The following is a 24890-nucleotide window of genomic DNA, read 5'->3' on the forward strand; positions in this document are numbered from 1 at the left end:
ATTTTACTTCTTTTCCTGGCTCCAGACCTTTTCTCCGCCAATCCAAGTCGACGCCGGCTTGACCTTGGCTAAGTCCTCTGCCTTTTGACTGAAGATGTCTCTGTCCAAGATAACAAAGTCGGCGTCCTTGCCCGGGGTCAAGGTTCCGTTATTGACGAAGCCGCCCATCTTGGCCGCGTCTCTGGTATAAGCTAGGATGGCCCGCACTACTGGGATACCTTCATCTTCATTAATAAAACCGCCTGCTGCCGTGTGCCGGGTCACTGCCGCGTAGATTCCGTAAAAAGGACTGTCCGGTTCCGCCCATGGGGTGCATGGGGCATCAGAACTGAGGCTGAAAAGAATATTTTCTTTGTCTAAGCTCTTGATCCGGTAGGCCATTTTCATCTGGTCCGCTGACAAAAACTGCCGGTAGGAATCTTCTTCGGCGAAGAAGAAGATCGGCTGGGTGGAAACAGCGAGTCCAATTTTTGCCCCCTTCAGCTCCTTGAGCATGGAGTCGGATAAAAGTGAAGCGTGCTCGATTCTGACTGACGGCTGACATTCAAGCCAAGGATCCAGATCCTGGCAAACGTCGATCACCCGCTGAATGGCCGCGTCGCCCATGGCGTGAACCGCGACCTGCAGCTTAATTCTGTTTATTAAACGCTTACAATTTTATTCTACTCAGAAAGCCGACAAATAACAGTAAAAATTAGGCAAATAGAAAATAAAACAAGAAAACAAAAAGAGCCAGACTTCCGTCTGACTCTTGATTCGCGCGGCAGCTTCCTATCCTCGCAGGCAGTTTCCCACCAACTACTTTCGGCGTTAAGAAGCTTAACTACTGTGTTCGGCATGGGAACAGGTGTATCCTTCTTGCCATTGCCACCGCACTCTTTGCTTGAGCTTGCACGCTCAAAACTGAATATCTCTTCCAAGTCAAAACCTCATTGCTTTGCTCTTTTGGTCAAGTCCTCGACTGATTAGTACCGGTCCGCTCCAAGCCTCACGGCTCTTCCACTCCCGGCCTATCTACCTCATCGTCTCTGAGGTGTCTTACTTTCTTAAAGAAATGGGAAATCTCATCTTGAGGGGGGCTTCGCACTTAGATGCTTTCAGCGCTTATCCCGTCCGCACATAGCTACCCAGCGATGCCTTTGGCAAGACAACTGGTACACCAGCGGTGCGTCCATCCCGGTCCTCTCGTACTAAGGACAGCTCCTCTCAAATTTCCTGCGCCCACGACGGATAGGGACCGAACTGTCTCACGACGTTCTGAACCCAGCTCGCGTGCCGCTTTAATGGGCGAACAGCCCAACCCTTGGGACCGACTTCAGCCCCAGGATGCGACGAGCCGACATCGAGGTGCCAAACCTCCCCGTCGATGTGAACTCTTGGGGGAGATAAGCCTGTTATCCCCAGGGTAGCTTTTATCCGTTGAGTGATGGCCCTTCCATGCGGTACCACCAGATCACTAAGCCCTACTTTCGTACCTGCTCGAGTTGTCTCTCTCGCAGTCAAGCTCCCTTTTGCCTTTACACTCTGCGAATGATTTCCAACCATTCTGAGGGAACCTTTGGGCGCCTCCGTTACACTTTAGGAGGCGACCGCCCCAGTCAAACTGCCCGTCAAACACTGTCCTCGGCCTGGATCACAGGCCTGAGTTAGAGCATCCGTCAAGCAAGGGTAGTATCCCACCAGCGCCTCCGATAAGACTGGCGTCCTATCTTCTCCGGCTCCTACCTATCCTGTACATGCTTGACAGATACCCAATATTAAACTGCAGTAAAGCTCCATGGGGTCTTTCCGTCCTGTCGCGGGTAACCCGCATCTTCACGGGTATTATAATTTCACCGAGTCTCTCGTTGAGACAGTGCCCAAATCATTACACCTTTCGTGCAGGTCGGAACTTACCCGACAAGGAATTTCGCTACCTTAGGACCGTTATAGTTACGGCCGCCGTTTACTGGGGCTTCAATTCAAACCTTCGCTTGCGCTAAGCTCTCCTCTTAACCTTCCAGCACCGGGCAGGTGTCAGCACCTATACTTCATCTTACGATTTTGCAGATGCCTGTGTTTTTGATAAACAGTTGCTTGGGCCTTTTCACTGCGGCTGATCTTGCGACCAGCGCCCCTTCTCCCGAAGTTACGGGGCCATTTTGCCGAGTTCCTTAACGAGAGTTCTCTCGCTCACCTGAGGATACTCTCCTCGACTACCTGTGTCGGTTTGCGGTACGGGTGCACCGTTTCTGGCTAGAAGCTTTTCTCGGCAGTGTGACGTCGCAGCCTTCGCTACTTTAATTTCGCTCCTCATCACGCCTTGTCCTTATGAAAGCAAGCATTTGACTCGCTCTCAGACTTGACGCTTGAACGTGGTATCCAGCACCACGCGCTGCTAGCCTCCTGCGTCCCTCCATCGCTCATAACGATTCGGTGCAGTACAGGAATTTCAACCTGTTGTCCATCGACTACGCCTCTCGGCCTCGCCTTAGGTCCCGACTTACCCTGGGCGGACGAGCCTGCCCCAGGAAACCTTAGTCTTGCGGCGGACAGGATTCTCACCTGTCTTTCGTTACTCATACCGGCATTCTCACTTCTAGAAGCTCCACATGTCCTCTCGGTCATGCTTCACCGCCGCTAGAACGCTCTCCTACCACGTGCATAAATGCACATCCACAGTTTCGGTATCATGCTTAGCCCCGGTAAATTTTCGGCGCGGCGTCACTCGACTAGTGAGCTATTACGCACTCTTTGAATGATGGCTGCTTCTGAGCCAACGTCCTAGTTGTCTGCGCAACTCCACATCCTTTTCCACTTAGCATGAATTTTGGGACCTTAACTGGTGATCTGGGCTGTTTCCCTTTCGACTACGGATCTTATCACTCGCAGTCTGACTCCCGCACATAAATGTCTGGAATTCGTAGTTTATCTGAATTCAGTAACCCTTGACGGGCCCCTAGTCCAAACAGAGCTCTACCTCCAGCATCCTCTTTGCGAGGCTAGCCCTAAAGCTATTTCGGAGAGAACCAGCTATCTCCAAGTTCGTTTGGAATTTCACCGCTACCCACAACTCATCCCCGCAATTTTCAACTTACGTGGGTTCGGTCCTCCAGCGCGTTTTACCGCGCCTTCAACCTGGTCATGGGTAGGTCACTTGGTTTCGGGTCTGCGTCAGCCAACTGCTCGCCCTCTTCAGACTCGCTTTCGCTGCGGCTCCGTCTTTTCTGACTTAACCTTGCTGACTAACGCAACTCGCCGGTTCATTCTACAAAAGGCACGCCATCACCCGTTAACGGGCTCTGACTACTTGTAGGCACACGGTTTCAGGTTCTCTTTCACTCCCCTCCCGGGGTTCTTTTCACCTTTCCCTCACGGTACTGGTTCACTATCGGTCACTGGTTAGTATTTAGCCTTGCGAGATGGTCCTCGCGGATTCAAGCGGGATTTCACGTGTCCCGCCCTACTCAGGATACTGATAGGCCTTCTTTGGATTTCGCTTACGGGGCTTTCACCCTCTCTGGCGCGTTTTCCCAAACGCTTCTGCTATCCTCTGAAGTACCATGTCTCAGTCCTACAACCCCGGCAGATAAATCTGCCGGTTTGGGCTCTTTCCTGTTCGCTCGCCGCTACTTGGGAAATCGATATTTCTTTCTCTTCCTGCAGCTACTTAGATGTTTCAGTTCGCTGCGTGTTCCTTCCTTAAGCTATGTATTCACTTAAGGATAGCATGTCTGCACATGCTGGGTTCCCCCATTCGGAGACCTCCGGATCAAAGCCTACTTACGGCTCCCCGAAGACTTTCGCGGTTAGTCGCGTCCTTCATCGGCTTCCAGTGCCAAGGCATTCACCGTGCGCCCTTCTTCACTTGACCTTGCAAGTTTGTTCTTTCGAACTCTCTCGGTCGCTTTGCAATGTTTTCATTGATCTCAATGATTCTCGGTTTTTTTCTTGGAATTAAGATATTCAGTTTTCAACGTACAAACTTGGCCTTCCGGCCAATGGAGGCAAACGGGATCGAACCGATGACCTCCTGCTTGCAAAGCAGGTGCTCTCCCAGCTGAGCTATGCCCCCGTAAAATATCAACTTTTAAGATGTTACTCCATCTTGCCCGAAATGTAAAGAGATTTCTTTGCATTTCAATGGGCCTGGATGGACTTGAACCATCGACCTCACGCTTATCAAGCGTGCGCTCTAACCAGCTGAGCTACAGGCCCAAGTACTTATTGTTGGTACTCTCAAAACTGAACAAAGTTTCTTTTGCAGTGTGCTTCCGTAACTGGTGGACTTCTATTAGCATTTCTGCTCTCCATCCATCCGTTTTCCTTAGAAAGGAGGTGATCCAGCCGCAGGTTCTCCTACGGCTACCTTGTTACGACTTCACCCCAGTCATCTGCCCTGCCTTAGGCGGCTGACTCCTATAAAGGTTATCCCACCGACTTTGGGCATTGCAGACTTCCATGGTGTGACGGGCGGTGTGTACAAGGCCCGGGAACGTATTCACCGCGGCGTGCTGATCCGCGATTACTAGCGATTCCAGCTTCGTGCAGGCGAGTTGCAGCCTGCAGTCCGAACTGAGAGCAGCTTTAAGAGATCCGCTTACCCTCGCGGGTTTGCTTCTCGTTGTACTGCCCATTGTAGCACGTGTGTAGCCCAGGTCATAAGGGGCATGATGACTTGACGTCATCCCCACCTTCCTCCGGTTTGTCACCGGCAGTCTCTTTAGAGTGCCCAACTTAATGATGGCAACTAAAGACAAGGGTTGCGCTCGTTGCGGGACTTAACCCAACATCTCACGACACGAGCTGACGACAGCCATGCACCACCTGTCTCTGCGTCCCCGAAGGGAACCACCTATCTCTAGGTGTTGCGCAGGATGTCAAGACCTGGTAAGGTTCTTCGCGTTGCTTCGAATTAAACCACATGCTCCACCGCTTGTGCGGGCCCCCGTCAATTCCTTTGAGTTTCAACCTTGCGGTCGTACTCCCCAGGCGGAGCGCTTAATGCGTTTGCTGCGGCACTGAGGACCGGAAAGTCCCCAACACCTAGCGCTCATCGTTTACGGCATGGACTACCAGGGTATCTAATCCTGTTCGCTACCCATGCTTTCGAGCCTCAGCGTCAGTTGCAGACCAGAGAGCCGCCTTCGCCACTGGTGTTCTTCCATATATCTACGCATTCCACCGCTACACATGGAGTTCCACTCTCCTCTTCTGCACTCAAGAATGACAGTTTCCGATGCAGTTCCACGGTTGAGCCGTGGGCTTTCACATCAGACTTATCATTCCGCCTGCGCTCGCTTTACGCCCAATAAATCCGGACAACGCTTGCCACCTACGTATTACCGCGGCTGCTGGCACGTAGTTAGCCGTGACTTTCTGGCTGATTACCGTCAAATAAAGACCAGTTACTGCCTCTATCCTTCTTCACCAACAACAGAGCTTTACGATCCGAAGACCTTCTTCACTCACGCGGCGTTGCTCCATCAGACTTGCGTCCATTGTGGAAGATTCCCTACTGCTGCCTCCCGTAGGAGTTTGGGCCGTGTCTCAGTCCCAATGTGGCCGATCAGTCTCTCAACTCGGCTACGCATCATTGCCTTGGTAGGCCTTTACCCCACCAACTAGCTAATGCGCCGCGGGCTCATCCTAAAGTGACAGCTTGCGCCGCCTTTCAAACTTGAATCATGCGATTCATGTTGTTATCCGGTATTAGCACCTGTTTCCAAGTGGTATCCCAGTCTTTAGGGCAGATTGCCCACGTGTTACTCACCCATCCGCCGCTAGCGTCCAACAAATCATCCCGAAGGAATCTTTGAATTCAGCTCGCTCGACTTGCATGTATTAGGCACGCCGCCAGCGTTCGTCCTGAGCCAGGATCAAACTCTCAATTTGAAAATTGAGCTTTTTTAATCTGCTCCAGATTATTTGCTTGCGAATTGACTTCGCTTATTTGTTTGGATCAAACATTGTTTGACCCGCACACTGCGAAACTTTGTTCAGTTTTCAAAGTACCAACTTGCGTCTTAGTGACGCAACGTTTTATATCTTACTCGCTTGTTGACTTCTTGTCAACAAGTTTTTGATATTTTCTTTTTGCCTCCGCGAGACTTGCTTGTCTCACGCGGCAACAAGTATTAGTATACTAGCTTTTTCTAATTCGTCAAATTTGCTTTTTCATTCGTTTTATGATTGGCGCACCCGGCAGAGTTGTTGTCGCTCAGCTTTCTCCTTCAGCGGCAATAAATCGGATTAACAGCATTTCTCCTTCTTTTGACAAAGGATTGTTCTTACTTCGCTTGCTTTTCCCGAAAAAAGCAGAGAAAATTTCTGCGATTTTTTCTAAAAATCGGCAAAAGAATCTGAGCAAAAGAAAAATGGCGACCTAAGTCACCATTTTCTTCACTCCATCATACTCTTTTTTTCCAGTTTTTTCTTTTCTCTCTGCACTCTACATTCTTCAAATCTCTGCATTTTTATCTCTGCAGTTTGGCAACCAGCTTGTTTGGCAAAACGAAGCTCTGCCTGCCCATGGACCGCGCCGGATAACTCTCCAATTTCATCCAGTGAGGTGGTATATTGATCGTTTCTGCCGGTTTTGGTCGCGGACCATGTTCAAGGCTCCGTTGCGCGTTACGCGCCCCAGGTAGGCCAAGAGGCTCTGCGGCTGCTTCTGTCCAGGCACTCCTCAACGTCCTCCTTATCCCGCAAGATGTTGCGGGCAATCGTTGAGCAGTATGCCCCATATTCACTCTGGACTGAAGTGAGCGCAGCTTCGTCTCTGGCGAAGAACTGCCCGATGATTTCAGTTTCTCTCACTGTCTTTTTCCGTCCTTTTACTTTTTGCTTTTCGAGGCCCTCATCTCCTCTCCCCTAATAGACACCTAAGGGAGCTGAAAGGTTACACTTTTGCAAAAAGTTTTTCAGAAAAATTTTCCACGCAAAAAGGAACCCCTCCGCGGAGTTCCTTTTAGCACTAGTGCCACTTAACTTCTGGCGTGATCTTGGTCATGCCGTGCATGTATGGACGCAAAGCTTCTGGTACGGTAACCGTGCCGTCTTCGTTTTGGTAGTTTTCCAAAATAGCGGCAACCGTCCGGCCGACGGCCAGGCCTGACCCGTTCAAAGTGTGGGTCAGCTTAACCTTGCCGTCTTCGTCACGGTAACGGATTTGTGCCCGGCGGGCCTGGAAGTCAGTACAGTTGGAGCAGGATGAGATTTCCCGGTAAGTGTCCTGGGCTGGCATCCAGACTTCCAAGTCGTAAGTCTTGGCACTGGTGAAGGATGCATCCCCGGTTGACAAGACTACAACCCGGTATGGCAGACCCAACTTTTGCAGCAGGTGTTCAGCGTTGTGGGTCAGGTTTTCCAGTTCCTTCCAGGAGTCTTCTGGCTTAACCACCTTGACCATTTCCACCTTGCGGAATTCGTGCATCCGGATCAGGCCCCGGGTGTCGCGGCCAGCTGAACCAGCTTCACTTCTGAAGGCTGGTGACAAAGCAGTCACATTGATTGGCAGGTTCTTGCCATCAATGATGTCACCTCTGAAGTAGTTGACCAAAGGAACTTCAGCAGTTGGAATCAAAGTCAGGTTCCGGGCTACTTCCGGGTCGTCGTTGTCAACAATAGTGTAGACGTCTTCCGTAAACTTCGGGAATTGGCCAGTCCCTTGCATTGAGTCATTGTTGACCAAGGATGGGGTGATGACTTCAGTGTAGCCTTCGCTGGTGTTTTCATCCAGGAAGAAGTTGTAAACTGCCCGTTCCAGCAAAGCGCCGGCACCCTTGTAGTAAACGAAGCGGGCTGCGGAAACCTTGCTTGCCGCATCCCAGTCCAGGATGTTCAGGTCAGTGCCCAGGTCCCAGTGAGCCTTTGGCTGGTAGTCAAACTTGGTTGGTTCGTTCCAGCGGCGGACTTCTTCGTTGTAGCTTTCGTCAGGGCCAATTGGGGCTGAGTCAGCCGGGAAGTTTGGCAAACGGAGCAGGATGTATTCTTGCTTTTCCTGCAATTCGTCAATTTCCTTGTCCAATTCCTTGATCTTGGCGCCGACTTCACGCATGTTGGCGATGGCTTCACTGACGTCTGCCTTTTCCCGCTTGGCGGCAGCAATCTTCTTTGAAACTTCGTTTCTTTCTGCCTTCAAGTTTTCACATTGCACCATAGCTTCCCGGCGCTTGGCGTCGATAGCTACCAGTTCATCCAATTGCTCAGGCTTGATGCCCCGAGTTGCCAACTTTTCCTTGGCCCAGTCAAGATTCTCGCGAATTACCTTAATATCCAGCATATATAACCTCCGAAAAAATAAAAAAGCCGGTCCGTCCCAGTCTTGGGACGAATCGGCGCACGGTTCGCGGTACCACCCAGTTTCGGCTCAAAGAGCCACACTCAGTTGAGCGTTAACGGTGCCCGGCCGTGCAATGATTAGTTGCCCACACTAATGAAATCTGGAAGCGACCGCCGTCCGCTCTCAGCATACACGGACTCTCTGTCGGCAGTCTAGGGATTTCGTGTTTGTCTCTATTCTATGCTATTCGCTCCGTTTTAGCAAATAATACTTGGCTGAAAAATCCAAAAAAGGCGGAATTTGCCGGTAATCGACTTCATACATCTGCCGAAAGCCCAGCTTTTGCAATAAATGCTGGGGCCGCAAATTGTTTGCCCGGCAGCCGGCCCAGATTTCCTTGATCTCCGGATCTTTAAAAGCCTCCCCTAAGAGGCAGTTGATGCTTTCAGTCATGTAGCCCTGCCCCTGGTACTTTTTATCCAGTAAAAAGCCCAGCTCCCGGGACTGGCCATCCCGGGGGTACAGCTCCAGCAGACCGATCGCCTGGCCCTTTTTCAAGCAAATCATGTAGCTGGCCGGCCGCTGCTGGTAGGCCAAGGCCCCTTCTTCAGCTTCTGGCAGATTCCGGTAATGGGCAAAGCCTGCCGTCTCCTGGTAATAGGGATCCTGCCCCCAAGACAAAAGCAGCTCAGCATCTTCCGGCCCGACCGGCCGCAAATATATCCGCTCACTCTCCATCACATCAGCCTCATGATCCAGCGGGCCCCGTAGACCAGGCCCAGGCTGTAGGCCGCGATAGTCCAAGGCTTGCAGAGAACAATAATCCAGAAGTAGGTCCAGGGCTTCATCTCCGTTAAACCCGCTAAAAGGCAGAGCAGGTCATCCGGAGCAACCGGGGCCAGGATGCAGATGGCGAAGAACCAGTTGAACTTCTTTTGGTTCTTAGTCCACTTGGTATACTTCTCCAGGCTCTCCTCTGACACGATGTGCAAGATGAAGGACTTGCCGTAGTAGCGGGCCAGGAAGAAGTTGATCAAGGAGCCAATGACGATCCCTATATAGTTGTAGATAAAACCGGGCCCGGCGCCGAAGAAGACGACCCCGGCCAAAAGGGAGATCCCGCCGGGGATAATCGGGATCACGACCTGGATGATCTGGATCAAGACAAAGATGAAGGGGCCGAGGATCTTTTTGTCAGCCAGATAGGCGCTCATCTTGGCCTGGCTGGTAAAAATCCCCAGCTGGTACCAGTAGATGCAGAGGCCAATGATCACGATGGTTGAAATAATGGTCAGCCGGTTGATCAGCTTGCGGCTTTGTTCGTAACTCATGGTCTTTTCCCCCTAAAAACAATTCTAGGATAATTTTAGCAAAAAGCCTCCGGCAGCCCCACCAGTTTGCTTCAAGCTTTACCCAAACTTATCCAAGTTCCTTGCAAAAAAGCCAAAAGACAAGCAGAAATTATTGCTTTGAGTATATAATTAAGTTAAAAGCAAAGATCAGAATTCAAATCAGATCAGAAAGGAAAAATGAGATTATGGTTGTGACTGTTAACAATATCGCTTATGACCTTAAGCATGGTCTCAAGACCGACATCTACTATCCCAACGATACCGACTCACAGACAAAAATCCTCATCTTCTGGCACGGCGGCGGCTGGTTCCGGGGGAGCAAGGAAAACATTAGGGACGTAGCCATCGACCTGGCCAACGCCGGCTTCATGACATTTGTGCCCGACTACCGGCTGGCTCCAGCGAACCACTTCCCGGCTGCCCACGAGGATGCCCTCAACTTCGCGGCCTGGCTTTTAGCTTCAAACTACACCGACGAAGGCGATGAAAACAATATCGTCCAGATCGGGGCCAGCAGCGGCGGCACCCTGGCTTTGAAGGTGGCCGGCATGTACGGCTTTCCAACTGTCACCTGGTCAGCCCCGGTCGACTTCAGCAGCTGGCTGGCCAACCACCAGGAGGTCAAGCCATCAGTCAATGCTAAAGAAGAACTGGGCTTGACCAAGCAGCAGGCCATCAATGAAGCCTTTTACAAGTACTTCGTCTTGACCTATGCCGGCAGTGAAGACTCCGACCTTTTGGCCGACCTGGACGCTCAGAGCTACGACTACACTAAGTTGGGCCGCCTGCTCATGCTGAATTCCGCGGCTGAACTAACCGACCTGGCCGGCGTTACTGACTTTGCCGGCCGCCTGGCCGGCCGTGGCCACCAGGTTGACCTGGAAATCATCCCCGGCCACGGCCACGCCATGGACTACGGCCGAAAATATCTCCGGGAAAGCATGACCTATCTCAACTATACCCTCAGTCTGAAAACAGGAAGCGAATAGCCATGATAAACATTGAAAAATTCATCAAAATCCGCAAGTCACTCAAACTCTCCCAAAATGAGCTCTGCAACGGGATCTGCACCCAGTCAACCCTAAGCAAGTTCGAAAACAACGGGCAAATCCCCTCTTTCAAGATCCTCAAGCAGCTCTGCGAGCGGATGAACATCTCTTTATCCGACATCATGCTGACCAGCACGGAAAGTGAAATTGCCCAGAAGCTTTTTTCCGCGGACTTCTACTTTATCACCTACGACTATGACCAGATCCGCAAGATCCTCAAGCAGGTCAATGAGAAAAAGATCCGCGACAAGCAGGACCTTCTGCACTACAACTACCTCTGCGGGCAGCTGGCCCTGGACGGGGACCACAACAATGTTTCAGCCCTCTTCTATTTCAACAATATCTTGACGACGGACAACCTCAAGGCCGACAACATCTACCGCCTCTTGGCCCTTAAGGGCTGCAGCCAGGTTTACGCCAGCCAGGACATGGACAAGGCCTCTCACTACTTTGACCAGATCCTGGCCCAGATCAAAAAAGTCGAAATTAAGGACAGCCTAAGAGAACTCCAGGTCATGTCCATATTGACTGCAGCCGGTGAATTCTATGGGCAAAACGGCCAGTACAAGCACGCTGACGACCTGCTCAACTACGCCTACGAACTGGCATCGAGCCACCATGTGGTCTACTTTTTAGCCCGGGTCGTTTACCAGCTGGCTCTGGACGACTTGGCCCAGAAGCGGTCCCTAAATACTGCCCTGGAGCACTTGCATGACTCCCTGGCCTTCGCCCGCCTGAACAAAAACGAGGTCATCCTCAAAGAAGGCGGCAAGCTCCTTAAAGAACTTGAAGAGAAAGCATACGAAAACGGTCAATCGCGAGATTGATCGCTTATTTTTTTGCCTTAAATAGTGCCGTAGCCAGTCAGCGGCCGGCATGGGCAGTTGTTAAAGTCGTAAGTCTTTAAGAGTTCCAGTTCCTGGTCACCCTTGATAAAAGCAGTTGCCCCTTCAGACAGCATCAAGTTCATGATTGGCTTCTTTTCCGGCTGGTTAGTGAAAGGCACGATGATGACCGGCTTGTTCTGCGCCCGCAAAAAGCCGATTTCAAAGGCGCAGCCGTCATCCAGTTCATCCATGTCGTAGAGGAAGACCCCGCAGTTGGCCATGGACAGGCCGTTGATGTCGTTTTGGTAGGTCTGCTGCTTCCAAAGCAGGCTGCGTTCGTCGCCAAAGCCGACATTCGGGTCTTCAGCCGGGTCGGTTACCTGCTGGTCAAAGGGAAAGTGGACATGTTCAACCGTCGGGTTGGCCGCCAAGTATTCGCGGACCTGCTTGGCCCGGGCTTGATGGTGGTCACGGTGAAAAGATGAACCTAAATAAATACGTGCTGTTGCCGTCATGAATCCTCCTAGTGGACGCTTAAATAATCTAACATGGTGTAAATGGCGCGCTTGTTGGCGCTTGGCAAAGGCTGGGCCAGAATCTCAGCCGGAGTCTGGTGTAAGTCATTGCCGCTTTCCGCGTAGGCGCCGTCATTGATGACGATTTCGCGGACATTGTCAGCCAAAGGCTCTAAGTGAAACTGCAGGCCGATCACGTTGCCATTGACCAAAAAGCCCTGGTTGGCCAAGAGGTCGCTAGAATAAAGCAGGTGGCTTTCAGCCGGCATTTCAAACATGTCCTGGTGCCAGTGCAGGGCCAGGAGCTTGTCTGGCAAACCGGCAATAGCGTCATTTTGCTTGTAGACCGGAGCCCAGCCGACTTCCTTGTGGGCCGCCGGGTACACGCTGCTGCCTAAGCAGATGGCAATTTGCTGGGCGCCCAGGCAGATGCCCAGAATCGGCAGGTGTTGCTTGAGGCAGTCCTTGATCAATTGCCGCTCTTCTTCCAGCCAGGGCAGGTCATCGCCCGGACTCATCGGCCCGCCCAAAACGACCAGCATGTCAGTTTCATCAGCTTTCGGGAAGATGCCGAAAGTTTCCGGATGGTATACATAGACTTTATTGCCCCGGTCTTCGGCCCAGGCCTTGATGGCCCCTGGCCCCTCATTCGGGGTGTGCTGCAAAACGTTGATCCGCATAATCTCGTCCTTTCAATTTTTAAATATTTTACCATGCTCACTGGATTTTTTCATTAAACGGGAAATCTTTACCAAAAGCTTTGAAAAAATTGCCGTTAAAATATTCCTTCAAATAATAAAATTATTTCACCCTTTAGCTATACCAAAAATCAGAAACCGGTTTATACTAGAGAAAGGGATATTTGTGAATCTTGCACTAGATTGGCGGTAAAAGCCGGTCTGATCAACTTTTAATTCGAAAGGATAAAGAAAACATCTATGGCAAAATACGAATCAGTGAACCCATATACCAATGAAGTCTTCGCCAGCTACGAAAACCCGACTGATCAGCAGATTGAAGAATCTCTGGCCTTAGCCCACGCCCTCTACAAGAAGTGGCGGCATGAAGAGCCAAGCAGCCGGGCCGCCATTTTGAAGGACATCGCGGCCAAGTTTCAGGAAAAGGAAGAAGAAATGGCCAAGACCATGACCCTGGAAATGGGCAAGAAGCTCAGCGAAGCCAAGGAAGAAGTTGAAATCTGCATCGGCATCCTCAACTACTACGCCGACCACGGCCCGGAGCTTTTAAAGCCGGTCGACCTGCCTAACCCATACGGGCGCGCCTACTACTTAAAGCAGGCCACCGGGGTAATCATGGCCTGCGAACCATGGAACTTCCCTCTTTACCAGGTCATCCGGGTCTTTGCCCCGAACTTTGTCGTCGGCAACCCGATGCTGCTCAAGCACGCCCACAATGTACCAAGCTCTGCTGCCCTGGCGGCCAAGATCGTCAAAAGCGGCGGGGCGCCGGAAGGCAGTTTGCTCAACCTCTACCTCAGCTACAGCCAGCTAGACCAGGTCATCGCTGATCCGCGGGTACAAGGTGTCGCCTTGACCGGGTCTGAAAGAGGCGGGGCTTCCGTAGCCGAAAACGCCGGAAAGAACTTGAAGAAGTCCACCATGGAACTGGGCGGCAACGACGCCTTTATCGTCTTGAGCGATGCTGACCCGGCAGTTTTAAAGGCAGCCTTGAGCGACGCCCGCACCTACAACAACGGCCAGGTCTGCACCTCATCCAAGCGGATGATCGTTTTGGCTGACCGCTATGAAGAAGTCCTGGCAGACATGAAGGAGATTTACTCCGGCCTTAAGTGGGGCGACCCGCTGGAAGACTCCACTACCCTGCCGCCGATGAGCTCCCAAGCCGCCAAGGAAAAGCTGGCCAAGCAGGTGGAAGCGGCAGTTGCCGGCGGAGCCAAGGTCTACTACGAGTACCCGGAAATTGATGCTCCAGGCGCCTTCAGCCGGCCAATTATTCTGACCGACATGACTAAGGACAACCCAATGTTTGACCAGGAAATGTTCGGGCCAGTCTGCATGGTCTACAAGGTTAAAGACGAAGCCGAAGCCATTGCCTTAGCCAACGACTCTAGCTACGGGCTGGGTTCATCCGTCATCTCCAGCGATATCAAGCACGCTGAAGAAGTTGCCAGCCAGATTGAAACCGGGATGACGGTCATCAACGGCCGCTGGATTACTGACGGCAGCCTGCCATTCGGCGGGGTCAAGAAGTCCGGCTACGGCCGCGAGCTCGGTCCTTTGGGCCTGGACGCCTTCGTCAATGAACACCTGGTGATCGACTTTACTGACCAAAACCAGCAATAAGCAGATGTAACTCAATCTCTTTCAACTACACTTACCTTTACTTTTTCTTTAATCTTTATTACATTACCTACTTTTTAGTGTTTCTTTTGTACTAGTTTTTGCTGCTTAATTCTTAACTTTTAAGTTTTTATTTTTCACGAATCTCTAAGTAGAAAATACCAAGAAAAGGCCGCTGGTCACTCAGACCAGCAGCCTTTTTGTCTGCAAAAAACTATTCTTCACTATTTTGCCCAGGCTTGACCATTGGCTGGAACATGTTGATACCGGCCAAAACCGTGGTCAGGCAACTGACCAGGATCAAGAGGTAGCCGGAAATGCCGATGGCCACGGCATAGCTCTTCAAGCTGGAAACAGCCTGGCTTAAGTAGCTGGCCGCGCTAGTTGTCTGGGCCAATTGGTAAAAGAGGTAGATCAAGACCAGGCTTTCGACCAGGGACAAGGCAAAGGCCCGGACCCGGGAGACCCGGGTATTCTGGCTGACGGCCAGCATGATGAAGACTGGCAAGATCAGGAAGATGGCCAGGAAGAGGTAGAGAATCAAGGCGGGAACGATCTTACCCGCCGCGATCTGCCGGTTGGCGACTTCAAAGAAGACGCTGGCCACGGTCAGCTTGCTGCTGGAGGTCACGAAGCCTGTCCCCAGGAAAAGCAGGACCAGGGTGATCAAACTGGTCAAGAGGATGGAGAGCTGGATGATGCCGAAGTTCCGGGGCTTCTTGCTCTTCTTTTTCACCTTTTCCACCTTGGCTTCAAATTTCGGGTGGGCCTGGGTGAAGTCTTCACTCTTCTCTTCAATTTCGCTTTCCTTGTCGTCAAAGGCATTGAAGACTTTAGAAGCCCCGTTCCGGATATATTCAGTCAAGTTCCGGTCAGCCGTGTATTCGCCCTGAGAGTCCCGGTGGCCGGTCCAGATGAGTAGAGCCATGGAGACGGCAAAAGCCGTCCAGCCCAGGGGCCGGGAGAAGCTCATGATGATCAAAAGACCCACGCCGACCAAGAAGGCGATCGTGGTGTTGTCTCTCATCCACTGGAGCATTTTTTCCGCGGTTGGGTTGCCGGTAAAGGCATTCCGTTCCTGCTTTTGCTGGTAGGCGGACCGGCTGAGCTTGTCAACTGGCTCTTTTTCTAAAGACCGGTCAGCTTCTTCCCGCTTAACTTCTCTTATTTCAACATTTTCTTCTACTGCTTCTTCCGTAAAGTAGTCGCGGCGGTATTTTTCCACATTGAATCCACAGTTCGGGCAGGCCTTTTCCTGGCCAGTCAGAGCCTGGCCACAGTTGGGACACTTTTTCATAGTAATCGTCCTTTGCTAGTGTTTCTTTTTCCACATTATAACATTTTCCTTCCGGAGACAAAAAAGAACCCGCCAAAGATGACGGGTTCGTAATGCATTATTTAGCTTTCATTTAAGACTTCTTGCCGAAACTGAGGCCCTTCTTGCGGCCTGCCCACTTAGGCCATGGGAAGCCTTCGTAGGTCAGCTTGGTTGAAGCAGACAGGTTGATCGGCATCAGGAAGATCAGGATGGCCAGACCGATGATGACACCGATGGCCACTTCGATCAAGGTTGGCACGCCTGATGGGATCAAGGCCGCGAAAGTACCACCCAGGATAACGACGGCTGAGATGACAACCGTCCCGATAGCCGTACATGCCTTCAGGATTCTTGCGCTAGGCAAGGCATGCGGATCGCTGTCACGGTAGCGCATCATGACGAAGATGCTGTAGTCAACCCCGAGGGCGATCAACATGATGAAGGTAAAGAACGGCACGTTCCAAGCCAGGGTGCTCCGGCCCATCACGCCGCTGACAACCCAGCGGGTGATTGACAGAGAACTGATGTAGGCCAAAAGCAGAGTCCCCAGGATGTAGATCGGCTGAAGCAGACTCCGGGTGATGAGGATCAAGGCAATGCCGACGCCGATCAGCATGATTGCCATAGTTCTGGTAAAGTCACCGCTGGCCGTGTTCTTGGTGTCTTCGATGGTTGAGCTTTGCCCGCCCATTTCGACTTCAGCCTTGCCCAGGTCGGTCCCCTTGAGGGACTTGCGAGCCATAGCGCTCAAAGCTTGTGAGTGCTTTGCGGCACTTTCAGAACTTGGGTTGCTGTCCAGGATGATGATGATCATGGCACTCTTCTTGTCCGGGCTGAGGAAGACCTTGAGGGACTTCTGCAGGTCGGCGTTGTGCTTCAAGACGTAGCTTGGCACGTAGAAGGTGTCAGAGGCCTCGGACTTGCGCAGGCCGTTCAAGTATGAGCCGGCGGAAACCAGACCGTTGTTGACGGCAGTCAAGCCGCTGGTGATGGCTGGCGTCTTTTCAGCGAGCTTGCTTGCGCCGCTGGAAAGCTGGCTGGTACCGGACTGCAGCTTGTTAGCGCCTTCAGCCAGTCGGCTGGAGCCGTTGACGCCTTGCGCCAGACCGTTTTTCAGTTGGCTAGCACCAGATTGGAGTTGTCCGGCACCGCTGGTCAATCGTCTTGCGCCGTTAGCCAGTTGAGCCGCGCCGCTGACGCCGCTGGCCAAACCAGTAGCCAGTTGGCCGGCACCGGAGTTAACCTGGCCAGCGCCCGAGTTGACTTGGCTGGCGCCACTGGCTACAGCAGAAGCACCAGAGTTGACTTGGTTAGCGCCTTGTGAAAGAGCTAAAGCACCAGCCATACCCTCGCTCAATCCACTGTAAAGTGAATTTGAACCTGTGTAAAGCTTGTGAGCACCAGCTGCAAGAGCGTCAACTCCCGACTGCATCTCGCCAATCTTGCTCAAGCCAGACTTAAGGCTCGTGATCCCACTGGCTGCTTGAGTACTCAAATCATTGGAGCCCGAAGCAAGCTGGGACACAATTACCTGCAATTGTTGCACTTTCGTGCTCAAGTCGGCCGTGGAAGCTACAGAAGTACTGCTGCCCAGACTGCCGGCAGCACTTTCAATGCCGGAAGCGGCACTATTCATGTTGGTTGCGGCAGTACCGGCAGTAGTCAAGCCGCTGCCTGCAGTACCCAAACCACTCTTGGTAGAAGACAGACCACTGTTAAGGGTTTCTAATTCCTTTTGCAGTTCTGCCTTCAAAGTTGGGTCTGAAACCTTGCTGATTGAGCTTGCCAGACTGCCAGCTGCGGCACTTGCAGTTCCCAAGCCAGTACCAGCAGTAGTCAGACCTGACTGTGTATCAGTCAAGCCTTTTTTCAAGTTTGAGACTTGGCCTTGCAGGCTTTGCAGACCACTAACCAGACTGGAGATCTTGGAAGTGTCAATGTTTGGCACATTGATCTGACTAACCACGCCATTTAACTGTTGCAGGCCGGTGTTTAGTTTAGTCAAACCTTCTGACAATTGGTCAAGCTTGCTAGTGTCCAATGAGCCAGATTCGGCTGACAGTTCACTCTTTAGCTGGTCAAGACCAGACACCAGATTAGACATATTATCAGTCAAGTCTTGTGCTCCACGGGTCAGCGTTTTTGTACCAGTGTAAAGTTTTTGGGCACCTGTTGCCAGAGAGCCGGTCCCGTTAGCCAGAGTCTGTGAACCACTGGCCAGGGAGCTGGTCCCACTCTTCAGCTTCTGGGTACCAGCAGACAAGGTGTTGGCCCCGCTGGACAGCTTTCTAGTGCCGGAGTAAAGGGCGTCTGCCCCAACTGACAGGGTCTTGGTCCCGTTAAAGAGGGTGCCTGCCCCGTCGTAGAGGGCGATTGAACCGTTGTAAAGCTTAACCGTCCCCGTGTACAGGTCCTTGGCCCCGTCACTCAAAGTGCCAGTGCCTTCGTCGAGCTGGTCAGCCCCGTTAGCCAGTTTCTTGGCCCCGCTGGTCACCTGCTCGCTGCCCTTAGTCAATTTGCCGACACCCTTTTCCAACTTGGCGGTCCCGTCGGTAACTGACTTCAGCTGCTTCTTAACGTAGAGCAGCTTGATCTTTTCGTTGTATGGCTCAGTCGCGGACATAACCTTGTCCACGCCTTCAGAATTGCGCAATTTCCGCGTCAATTCATCGATCAGCTTCAAGTCCTTCTCATTGTCGAGCGTGTGATCACTCTTGATGTAAAGGTATGACGGCATGGCCATCCCTTTAGAAAAGTGCTTTTGCACCAGGTTCAGCCCCTGCTTGGAAGGTACTGAATCTGAAATTTCCGCCGTGTCGTCGTAGTTCAAAACGTTAGAGTAAGTAACGAAGAATGGTGCAACGACAACCGCTACAGCTGCCAAGAAGACAACTGGCCGCTTCAAAGTAGCGCTGGAAATCCCATGCCACATCTTGCTTGGGTTTTCTCCGGCGACTTCCTTGCTTGGCCAGAACATCTTCTTGCCCAAAGTGGCCATGAAGAAGGGGTTCAAAGTCAAGAGGACGATCAAGAGGACCAGAACACCGACAGCAACGCCGGAAGCAGACCGGTAAACGGAGAAGTTGGCTAAGCCCAAAGCGGAGAAACCGATCAGAATTGAGGAGCCGGAGTAAAGGATAGTCCGGCCGGCCTTCTTGATCGAGTCCTTCGTGGCTTCAGCCACCCCCAGGCCATTGCCCAGGTCCTCCTTAAAGTGGTTATATAGCAGAATGTTGTAGTCGGTCCCGATCCCGAACAAAACAATCACCATGAAGACCTGGGTGAAGTTGGAGAACGGGAAGTTCACCTGGTTGACCAGGTTGGTCACGATTGAGAAGGAAACCAGGAAGGAAACCCCAACCGTCAAAAGTGACACGAGCGGGACAACCGGTGACCGGAAGACGATGACCAACACGATGAAGATGAAAACCACCGTGACCAGTTCCGTCTTCTTGATCCCTTCTCGGATCGAGCTGGTAAAGTCATTGTTGAGGACGTCTGCACCAGTGACGTAGGTTCTTACCCCACTGGTCTTGACAGCCTTGTTTATCTCGTCGTTAACCTGGGAGATGGTCCCGTGGCTCTTGGCGATGTTCATCTGCATAACCCAAGTCGTTCCGTCTTTAGACTTGAGCAGCTTCTTGGTCGCGATGTTGTCTTGCGGCGCCAGGTAGTCCTTGATGCCGTATTTCTTCTGGTTGCTAGTCAAGCGGTCGATTGAGGCTTCGATGTTGCCCTGGTCGGTCTCGGTCAGCTTACCGGATTTCTTGTTGAAAACAACCGCGACTTCATAAGTATTCTTTTTCTTACTGCCCCATTCGTTCTTGATTAGTTTGGCTGCTTCGCTTTCCACGTTGCTTGGCAGGGAGATTTCGCTGTGCGCTCTCGTCAGTGATTCAACGTTTGGCAAGGCAACCAAAGAAATCACCAGAATGAGCACCCAGGCGATCAAAGCGCCGAGATGGTTCTTCAGTAACTTCTTCAATGTCCTTTTTCCTTTCTTTGTCTTTTACAATCAGTCTACTAAACTAGGCATTTGACTGCTGGACGCTGGGCGAAACCAGCCGCCAGATCATTTCGTGATAGTTCTCCTCTGCTTCTCGCGGACTTTCCACCTTTTCCTGGCCATCTATAAACCGGTCCAGGAAGACGTAGCCCAGGACCGCGCCAACCAAGGCGTGCTGGGAAACCACGTGTTCAGTGTCCACCTGCAGCTGGTCCCCTAAGTCCAGGATCTTGACCACCTCTTTAACCACTTCTAAATCATCAGAAATTTCATCCACGTGGTAAAGGAGGGTCGCCAGGGCCTGGTCTTCCAAAAGGCGGTCGCGGACCACGTCAGCAAACTTAAACAATGCTTCCTGGCCTGACAAACCGACCAGCTGCTTGAGCAGGTCCTGGTAGAGCATGCGGATCCGGCTGGCCGCGACCATCGACAGAAGTTGCGAGCGGTTCTTCACGTAATGATAGAGTGACTGGCTGCGAACGCCCAGAGCCTTGGCAAGATTTGGCATGGTCATCTCGCTTAAGCCACGGCTTTCAATCATTTCCGTGGCTTTGGCCAGGACCTTGTCCAAGTCCAAAGTTCTTTTTTGAGTCATAATTACTACCCTTTTCCTTTCAACTGTAGCAATTATATAACTACTAACTGAAGATTTCAATCTACACTCTGTAAATTAATTCCATTTTTATCGAAAGCGGTTCCTAAAATCGCTACCATGTGTTTAGATAGGGGATGAAAACTAAAAATGAAAATCTGGTGGTTCGCAAACTTTTACTGGTTCAGTTTACTGATTTATCTAAATGTTTTCATGTTCAATTTTCATTACGCTGACGGCAGCAGCATCAATCCTTTCGTAACAACCTTCCTGCTGCTGGCTATCTGCATTATGGTCGGGGAATTCCAATTCGCCTGGTATATGTGGCTGGCCAAGAAAACTTATAAACCACGTAAACGCAAGAAAACACAAAACGACTCTACTGTCTGGCTGTAGAGTCGTTTTTCATTTCTTCTGTTCAGTTTATTCCGTCTTTACTTTTCCATGACTTGCTTAACGGCTTGCCCCAAGGAAGCAAAGTCATCAGTCTTGCTGGACCAGGCGCTAACCACGTAATTGTGGCCGTTATTGCTGATCAAGGCGACCTCTAAACTGCCATCAGCATACTGGTAGATGGTCCCCTTGGCCTTGCTGGCCAGCTTGGTCTTCCCTGTCATAGCAGTCAGAACCTGCTGGTTGTAGCTGCCGACCAGCTTGCCCTGGTAGATGGAAACCATGATATTGGCCAGGTCACTGGCTGTCGTCTTGCCGACCACGGATTTAGAGAAGGTCCCCGTTAGCTTAGTCTGGCTGGCCCCCAGCTGCTTAAGGATCTTGTTGACCTGCTTAGTCCCGATCGTCCGCAAAAGCGCGTTAGCTGCGGTCTTGTTGCCCTTCAGCATCTGCTCGCGCAAGTAGCTTGGCCCATAGCTGATCCCGACCGCGATCGCCGTACTTGTCCCGGCCTTGTCAGCCTTGGTAACCTTGATAGTCGTGCTGTCCCCGATCTTGCCGGACTTTTCCTGGGCGTAAAGGGCGATCAAAAGATAGAGGTAAAAAATCTTCTGGGAATCCTGGCCGCTCTTGGTGTTGGTCACTTCCGCGAAATGGCTGCTCTTATTCAAGTCATAAGCCGCCACCTGGTAGCTGACGTCCTGGCCCATAGCCTTCTTAATTGCCTTGACCAGCTGCTTGTCACTGCCCTTGCTGCTCTTGACCTGGTTGTCATATTCAATGGAATTGACATTCGGTTCCTTGTCAGTGGAAGAAACGATCTTTTTGACCTTGCCGGACTTCTTTACCTGCACCACCGTGACTTTCCGCATTTCAGCATCCTTGTTGGTCCTGGTGTACACGACAAAAGCCAGTAGGGAGGCGATCAAAGCCCCGACTACAATATTGTTCTTCATTAAAGCTCCTTGTTTCTAGCTCTTAATTCCTTTAGAAAAGATGGTGCTTACGCATGAAGAAGATCAGCCAGACCATCAAAAGGACGGTGATCAAAATAATGATTATCCAGTCATAGCTGGTCCCGAGAGCCGGCAGCTTCACGTTCATCCCGTAAAAACCAGTCAAAATGGTCGGGATGGTCAAAACGATGGACCAGACCGTCAGGAACTTCATGGTGTCATTCAGGTTGTTGTTCATCATGTTGTTGGAAGTCGCTGACAAAGTCTTGGTAACCTGCCGAGAAATCTGCACCATTTCTGAAGACTGGCTGGATTCAATCAAAACGTCGTCCAGCATTTCCTTGGCCGCTTTGGAAAAAGTCAGCCGGGAGTGCTGCAGGCTGCGCAGCATCATCTGGTCAGTCTGAATTGAACTGGACAGGTAGACCAGACTCTTTTCAATATTGGACAACTCCACCAGGTCCTTATTGTCGATGTTATCGCTCAGCTTGACGTCTAGGTCGTTGCGTTCAGCATCCAGCTGGGTGATGGCCCGCTGGAAGTACTGGGAAGTATACATCAAAAAAGTCACCAGCAGTTCCGTCACATCCTGGGCGTGTGAGAGCCGGCGCAAAACCTTGGGATCATTGAACTCGTCAAAAACATAGCTGGTCTCAATCGTATGGAAAGAAAAGAGGTTCTTGTCCTGTAGCAAAAAAGTGATTGGCCGGGAAGTGAAGTGCTTGATGGTCGTCGTTGGCCAGACTGGCACGTCATAGACTAGCAGGTGGGTGTCGGTATATTGGTCGTAGTCGTAGTGGGGCCGTTCATGCCGGTCGGAAACGTAGGAAATGATTTCCGGTGTAAAATAAAACTCTGTCTGCAGGCGCCGGCTGTCAGATTCGTTCAAGCCATTGACGTCATACCAGTTAAAGTCTGTTTCAATTGGAAAAATTTGTTGCTTAATCATTGCTGTCCCCACCTTAATTTTACTCATTATTCATGATACCATTTTTTGAAATGAAGTTTCTTTAAAAGTAGGAAAAAAAGATGCAAATCACAGAAAAATATCTTCCATTTGGAAATTGGCAAACCTACTGCCGGATCGTGGGCGAGGCTACTGACCGCGCCCCGCTCCTCCTTCTCCACGGCGGGCCCGGCAGCAGTCACAACTATTTTGAAGTCCTCGACCAAGTCGCTGAAAAAAGCGGCCGCCAGGTCATCATGTATGACCAATTAGGCTGCGGCAACTCCAGCATCCCCGACGACCAGGCGGAAACGGCCTACACGGCCCAAACTTGGGTCAAGGAGCTGGAAAATGTCAGAGAGCAGCTGGGCCTTGACCAGATCCACCTTTTGGGGCAAAGCTGGGGCGGGATGCTGGCTTTGATCTACCTGTGCGACTACCAGCCTAAAGGGGTCAAGAGCCTGATCCTCTCCTCCACTTTAGCCTCCGCCAAGCTTTGGAGCCAGGAACTGCACCGCTTGATCAAGTACCTGCCCAAGGGCGAGCAGACAGCTATCAAGGAAGCTGAAACAACTGGCAACTACGACTCCCCGGCCTACCAGGCGGCCAATGCCCACTTCATGGACCAGCACGCCATCAAGCTTACGCCGGACCTGCCGGAGCCAGTTTTGCGCAAAAAAAAGGGCGGCAGTTTGGCCTACTTGACCGGCTGGGGCCCTAATGAATATACGCCGATTGGCAACCTGCACGGCTATGAGTACACTGACCGCTTAAAGGACCTGCACTTGCCGGCCTTGATTACCAGCGGCACTGACGACTTGTGCACTCCCCTAGTGGCTAAAAGCATGTACGACCACTTGCCAAATGCCCGCTGGGAGCTCTTTGCCGGCTGCGGCCACATGCCTTTTGTCCAGGAAAATGCCAAGTATCAAGAGCTATTGTCTGACTGGTTAATCAGCCAGGATTAGACCAAAGCCTTCTTTAACAAAAAATCTGTCTGACGGTCATCGCCAAGAACGAAGACATGCTCGCTAAACCGGGTCAAACCGCGGCTAGCATAGAAGTTCTTGGCGTTTTCGTTGTGCTCCCAAACGCCCAGCCAGAGGACAGACTTGCTCCATTCCCGGCCCTTTTCTTCCGCGAACTCAAAGAGCTGCTTGCCCAGGCCCCGGTGCTGGAAACTTTTCCGCAGGTAGATCCGCTCGATTTCCAGGCCGTTTGGGTCGACCTCTTCGTTTTGGGCGTCATCAACGTCCAGCTTCAAGTAGCCGGCAACTTCCCCGTCCGCTTTTAAGAAGTAAAAGAAGCTGCCCGGAGTTGCCATTTCTCCCCCAAGCTTGTCTTCATTGTAGTTTTCGTCCAAAAACTTGGCCATATCTTCCGGGCTGTTGTCTTTGCCAAAAGTATCCGCGAAAGTCTCCCGGCTGATGGCAATCAACTCTGGCAAATCTTTCTCACTAACTTGCACAATTTTTACTTCTGTCATGCTTTGCCTTCTTCTCTTTTTTCTGCTTTACAGTTTCTTAGTTAAGGCCGGTCAAGACCCAGGTTCTGAGCAGTATCCCTGCTCTTTCCCAGTCTTCTTCCCGGTAGTCGTGGCCAGCGCCCCGCATTTGCAAAAGTTCGCCTTGCTTCAGCTGCTTGGCCATCATTTCTAGGCTGGCCAAAGGCGCCTGGTCGTCATCGCTGCCGGCAACAATGTAGCTGCGGCCCTGGTAGCCCTTGATCTTGTCCCAGTCCTTGATGACTGGTGACATTAAAAAGATCCCCCGGACTGACCGGCCGATTTCACTAGCCGCAACAGCTGCAGCGTTGCCCGCTTCCCCGTAGCCGGCAAAGACGATGTATTCGCTGGCCACCCGGTCATCGTTTCTAAGTTCGTCAAAGGCCAGGTGGTAGCCGCTGATGGCGCTGGCTGCATCTTCTGCTTCAAAGGTGAAGGTCAGGATGCCGGCGTCGTTTAAGTAGCGGCTGAGCCAATAGGCCTGGTCCTTATCGCCGGTCTTAGCCAAAATTACCAAAGGGGTCATCCCTTCGATCGGGTTGACGGCTTCGCCCCAAATTCCCTTTAACTTGCCCTTGGCGCTGATTAAGGTCATCTCTTTTTCCATAAAAAACTCCTTACGATTTCTTACTTTACATTAAAAAACTTACAACATTCCTATTGTACTATTTTTGGCAGAAAATTAGGGCCGGTACTTGTAAATCGAGTTGTTGAGATTGTCCTTGACCAGCTGGTCAAAAATTTCCTTGCCCTTGGCCGTAATCGCCGCGGCAATTTGATCATTGGCTTCCGTCAAAGACCCGGCGGTTGCTGGCTTCGCTTTCCGCTGAACTCATGGCCACGTTGTA

The 24890-nt window shown here is 51.5% G+C and carries 20 protein-coding genes, 2 tRNA genes and 3 rRNA genes; 6 read left to right on the forward strand and 19 right to left on the reverse strand.

Features of this window, described 5'->3' with window-relative positions:
• Positions 1-3: 3 nt before the first annotated feature.
• The 6 genes from LJ046_RS00455 to LJ046_RS00480 form a co-directional block, all read right to left on the reverse strand.
• A complete protein-coding gene (locus LJ046_RS00455; protein WP_338131870.1) occupies positions 4-642 on the reverse strand; it encodes an amidohydrolase family protein in 639 nt (212 codons plus the stop codon).
• Between the two features lie 116 nt (positions 643-758).
• Positions 759-875 (reverse strand): 5S ribosomal RNA (gene rrf, locus LJ046_RS00460).
• A 70-nt stretch (positions 876-945) separates the two neighbouring features.
• Positions 946-3853: ribosomal RNA gene (locus LJ046_RS00465) — 23S ribosomal RNA — on the reverse strand.
• Between the two features lie 128 nt (positions 3854-3981).
• Positions 3982-4054, reverse strand: a tRNA-Ala gene (locus LJ046_RS00470).
• 69 nt (positions 4055-4123) lie between these two features.
• Positions 4124-4197: transfer RNA gene (locus LJ046_RS00475), tRNA-Ile, on the reverse strand.
• 113 nt (positions 4198-4310) lie between these two features.
• Positions 4311-5874: ribosomal RNA gene (locus tag LJ046_RS00480) — 16S ribosomal RNA — on the reverse strand.
• Together the 16S, 23S and 5S rRNA genes with 2 tRNA genes alongside form the textbook arrangement of a ribosomal RNA operon.
• Positions 5875-6167: 293 nt before the next feature.
• On the opposite strand from LJ046_RS00480, the gene LJ046_RS09910 reads away from it, so the two are divergent.
• A complete protein-coding gene (locus LJ046_RS09910; protein WP_155760696.1) occupies positions 6168-6368 on the forward strand; it encodes a hypothetical protein in 201 nt (66 codons plus the stop codon).
• Positions 6369-6612: 244 nt separating this feature from the next.
• Here LJ046_RS09910 and LJ046_RS10260 read toward each other — a convergent pair whose 3' ends face one another.
• The 4 genes from LJ046_RS10260 to LJ046_RS00500 all read right to left on the reverse strand — a co-directional run bounded on the left by LJ046_RS10260 (position 6613) and on the right by LJ046_RS00500 (position 9594).
• The gene (locus LJ046_RS10260; protein ID WP_002879320.1) at positions 6613-6798 is read right to left on the reverse strand and encodes a hypothetical protein; all 186 of its coding nucleotides are present in this window, start codon (positions 6796-6798) and stop codon (positions 6613-6615) included.
• Positions 6799-6955: 157 nt separating this feature from the next.
• Entirely contained in the window at positions 6956-8263 is a 1308-nt protein-coding gene (gene serS, locus LJ046_RS00490; RefSeq protein ID WP_002879321.1) for a serine--tRNA ligase, read from the reverse strand.
• 243 nt (positions 8264-8506) lie between these two features.
• A complete protein-coding gene (locus tag LJ046_RS00495; protein WP_002879323.1) occupies positions 8507-9001 on the reverse strand; it encodes a GNAT family N-acetyltransferase in 495 nt (164 codons plus the stop codon).
• On the reverse strand, positions 9001-9594 hold the full coding sequence (locus LJ046_RS00500) for a TVP38/TMEM64 family protein (RefSeq protein ID WP_002879324.1): 594 nt from the start codon (positions 9592-9594) through the stop codon (positions 9001-9003). The genes LJ046_RS00495 and LJ046_RS00500 overlap by 1 nt, the downstream gene beginning before the upstream one ends.
• A 206-nt stretch (positions 9595-9800) precedes the next feature.
• Between LJ046_RS00500 and LJ046_RS00505 the strand changes: the two genes are divergently transcribed.
• Both LJ046_RS00505 and LJ046_RS00510 read left to right on the forward strand, forming a co-directional pair.
• On the forward strand, positions 9801-10604 hold the full coding sequence (locus LJ046_RS00505) for an alpha/beta hydrolase (RefSeq protein WP_002879325.1): 804 nt from the start codon (positions 9801-9803) through the stop codon (positions 10602-10604).
• A 2-nt stretch (positions 10605-10606) separates the two neighbouring features.
• Positions 10607-11491: a helix-turn-helix domain-containing protein gene (locus LJ046_RS00510; protein WP_002879326.1), complete on the forward strand. Its 885-nt coding sequence runs from the start codon at positions 10607-10609 to the stop codon at positions 11489-11491.
• A 17-nt stretch (positions 11492-11508) separates the two neighbouring features.
• On the opposite strand, the gene LJ046_RS00515 is transcribed toward LJ046_RS00510, so the two are convergent.
• Together LJ046_RS00515 and LJ046_RS00520 are read right to left on the reverse strand one after the other, a co-directional pair.
• Positions 11509-12006, reverse strand: coding sequence for a nucleoside 2-deoxyribosyltransferase (locus tag LJ046_RS00515; protein WP_002879327.1), 498 nt, complete (start codon positions 12004-12006; stop codon positions 11509-11511).
• 8 nt (positions 12007-12014) lie between these two features.
• Entirely contained in the window at positions 12015-12686 is a 672-nt protein-coding gene (locus LJ046_RS00520) for a type 1 glutamine amidotransferase (protein ID WP_002879329.1), read from the reverse strand.
• A 258-nt stretch (positions 12687-12944) separates the two neighbouring features.
• On the opposite strand from LJ046_RS00520, the gene LJ046_RS00525 reads away from it, so the two are divergent.
• Positions 12945-14330 (forward strand): NAD-dependent succinate-semialdehyde dehydrogenase, encoded by a 1386-nt coding sequence (locus LJ046_RS00525; protein ID WP_002879330.1) that lies wholly within the window; start codon positions 12945-12947, stop codon positions 14328-14330.
• A gap of 211 nt (positions 14331-14541) precedes the next feature.
• Here LJ046_RS00525 and LJ046_RS00530 read toward each other — a convergent pair whose 3' ends face one another.
• The 3 genes from LJ046_RS00530 to LJ046_RS00540 all read right to left on the reverse strand — a co-directional run bounded on the left by LJ046_RS00530 (position 14542) and on the right by LJ046_RS00540 (position 20246).
• Positions 14542-15624, reverse strand: coding sequence for a hypothetical protein (locus LJ046_RS00530; protein ID WP_002879331.1), 1083 nt, complete (start codon positions 15622-15624; stop codon positions 14542-14544).
• A 112-nt stretch (positions 15625-15736) separates the two neighbouring features.
• Positions 15737-19630: an MMPL family transporter gene (locus LJ046_RS00535; RefSeq protein ID WP_002879332.1), complete on the reverse strand. Its 3894-nt coding sequence runs from the start codon at positions 19628-19630 to the stop codon at positions 15737-15739.
• 43 nt (positions 19631-19673) lie between these two features.
• Positions 19674-20246, reverse strand: a complete 573-nt coding sequence (locus LJ046_RS00540) for a TetR/AcrR family transcriptional regulator (protein WP_002879333.1) — start codon at positions 20244-20246, stop codon at positions 19674-19676.
• Positions 20247-20456: 210 nt separating this feature from the next.
• Between LJ046_RS00540 and LJ046_RS00545 the strand changes: the two genes are divergently transcribed.
• Positions 20457-20639, forward strand: a complete 183-nt coding sequence (locus LJ046_RS00545) for a hypothetical protein (RefSeq protein WP_231128047.1) — start codon at positions 20457-20459, stop codon at positions 20637-20639.
• Positions 20640-20677: 38 nt separating this feature from the next.
• Here LJ046_RS00545 and LJ046_RS00550 read toward each other — a convergent pair whose 3' ends face one another.
• Complete coding sequence (locus LJ046_RS00550; RefSeq protein WP_002879335.1) at positions 20678-21592, reverse strand: serine hydrolase; 915 nt, start codon at positions 21590-21592, stop codon at positions 20678-20680.
• 31 nt (positions 21593-21623) lie between these two features.
• Positions 21624-22541 (reverse strand): magnesium transporter CorA family protein, encoded by a 918-nt coding sequence (locus LJ046_RS00555; protein ID WP_002879337.1) that lies wholly within the window; start codon positions 22539-22541, stop codon positions 21624-21626.
• A gap of 80 nt (positions 22542-22621) precedes the next feature.
• Here LJ046_RS00555 and pepI point away from each other — a divergent pair, with 80 nt between their 5' ends.
• Positions 22622-23506 carry a proline iminopeptidase gene (pepI, locus tag LJ046_RS00560; RefSeq protein ID WP_002879339.1) on the forward strand — a complete coding sequence of 295 codons (885 nt, stop codon included), beginning with the start codon at positions 22622-22624 and terminating at the stop codon, positions 23504-23506.
• Here pepI and LJ046_RS00565 read toward each other — a convergent pair.
• Entirely contained in the window at positions 23503-24024 is a 522-nt protein-coding gene (locus tag LJ046_RS00565) for a GNAT family N-acetyltransferase (protein ID WP_002879341.1), read from the reverse strand. The genes pepI and LJ046_RS00565 overlap by 4 nt on opposite strands.
• A gap of 37 nt (positions 24025-24061) precedes the next feature.
• Positions 24062-24649: an alpha/beta fold hydrolase gene (locus LJ046_RS00570; RefSeq protein WP_002879343.1), complete on the reverse strand. Its 588-nt coding sequence runs from the start codon at positions 24647-24649 to the stop codon at positions 24062-24064.
• Positions 24650-24890 lie beyond the last annotated feature (241 nt).

Origin of the sequence: Lactobacillus delbrueckii subsp. jakobsenii ZN7a-9 = DSM 26046, assembly GCF_001888925.1 — a bacterium.
In the GTDB taxonomy this organism is placed as follows: domain Bacteria; phylum Bacillota; class Bacilli; order Lactobacillales; family Lactobacillaceae; genus Lactobacillus; species Lactobacillus delbrueckii.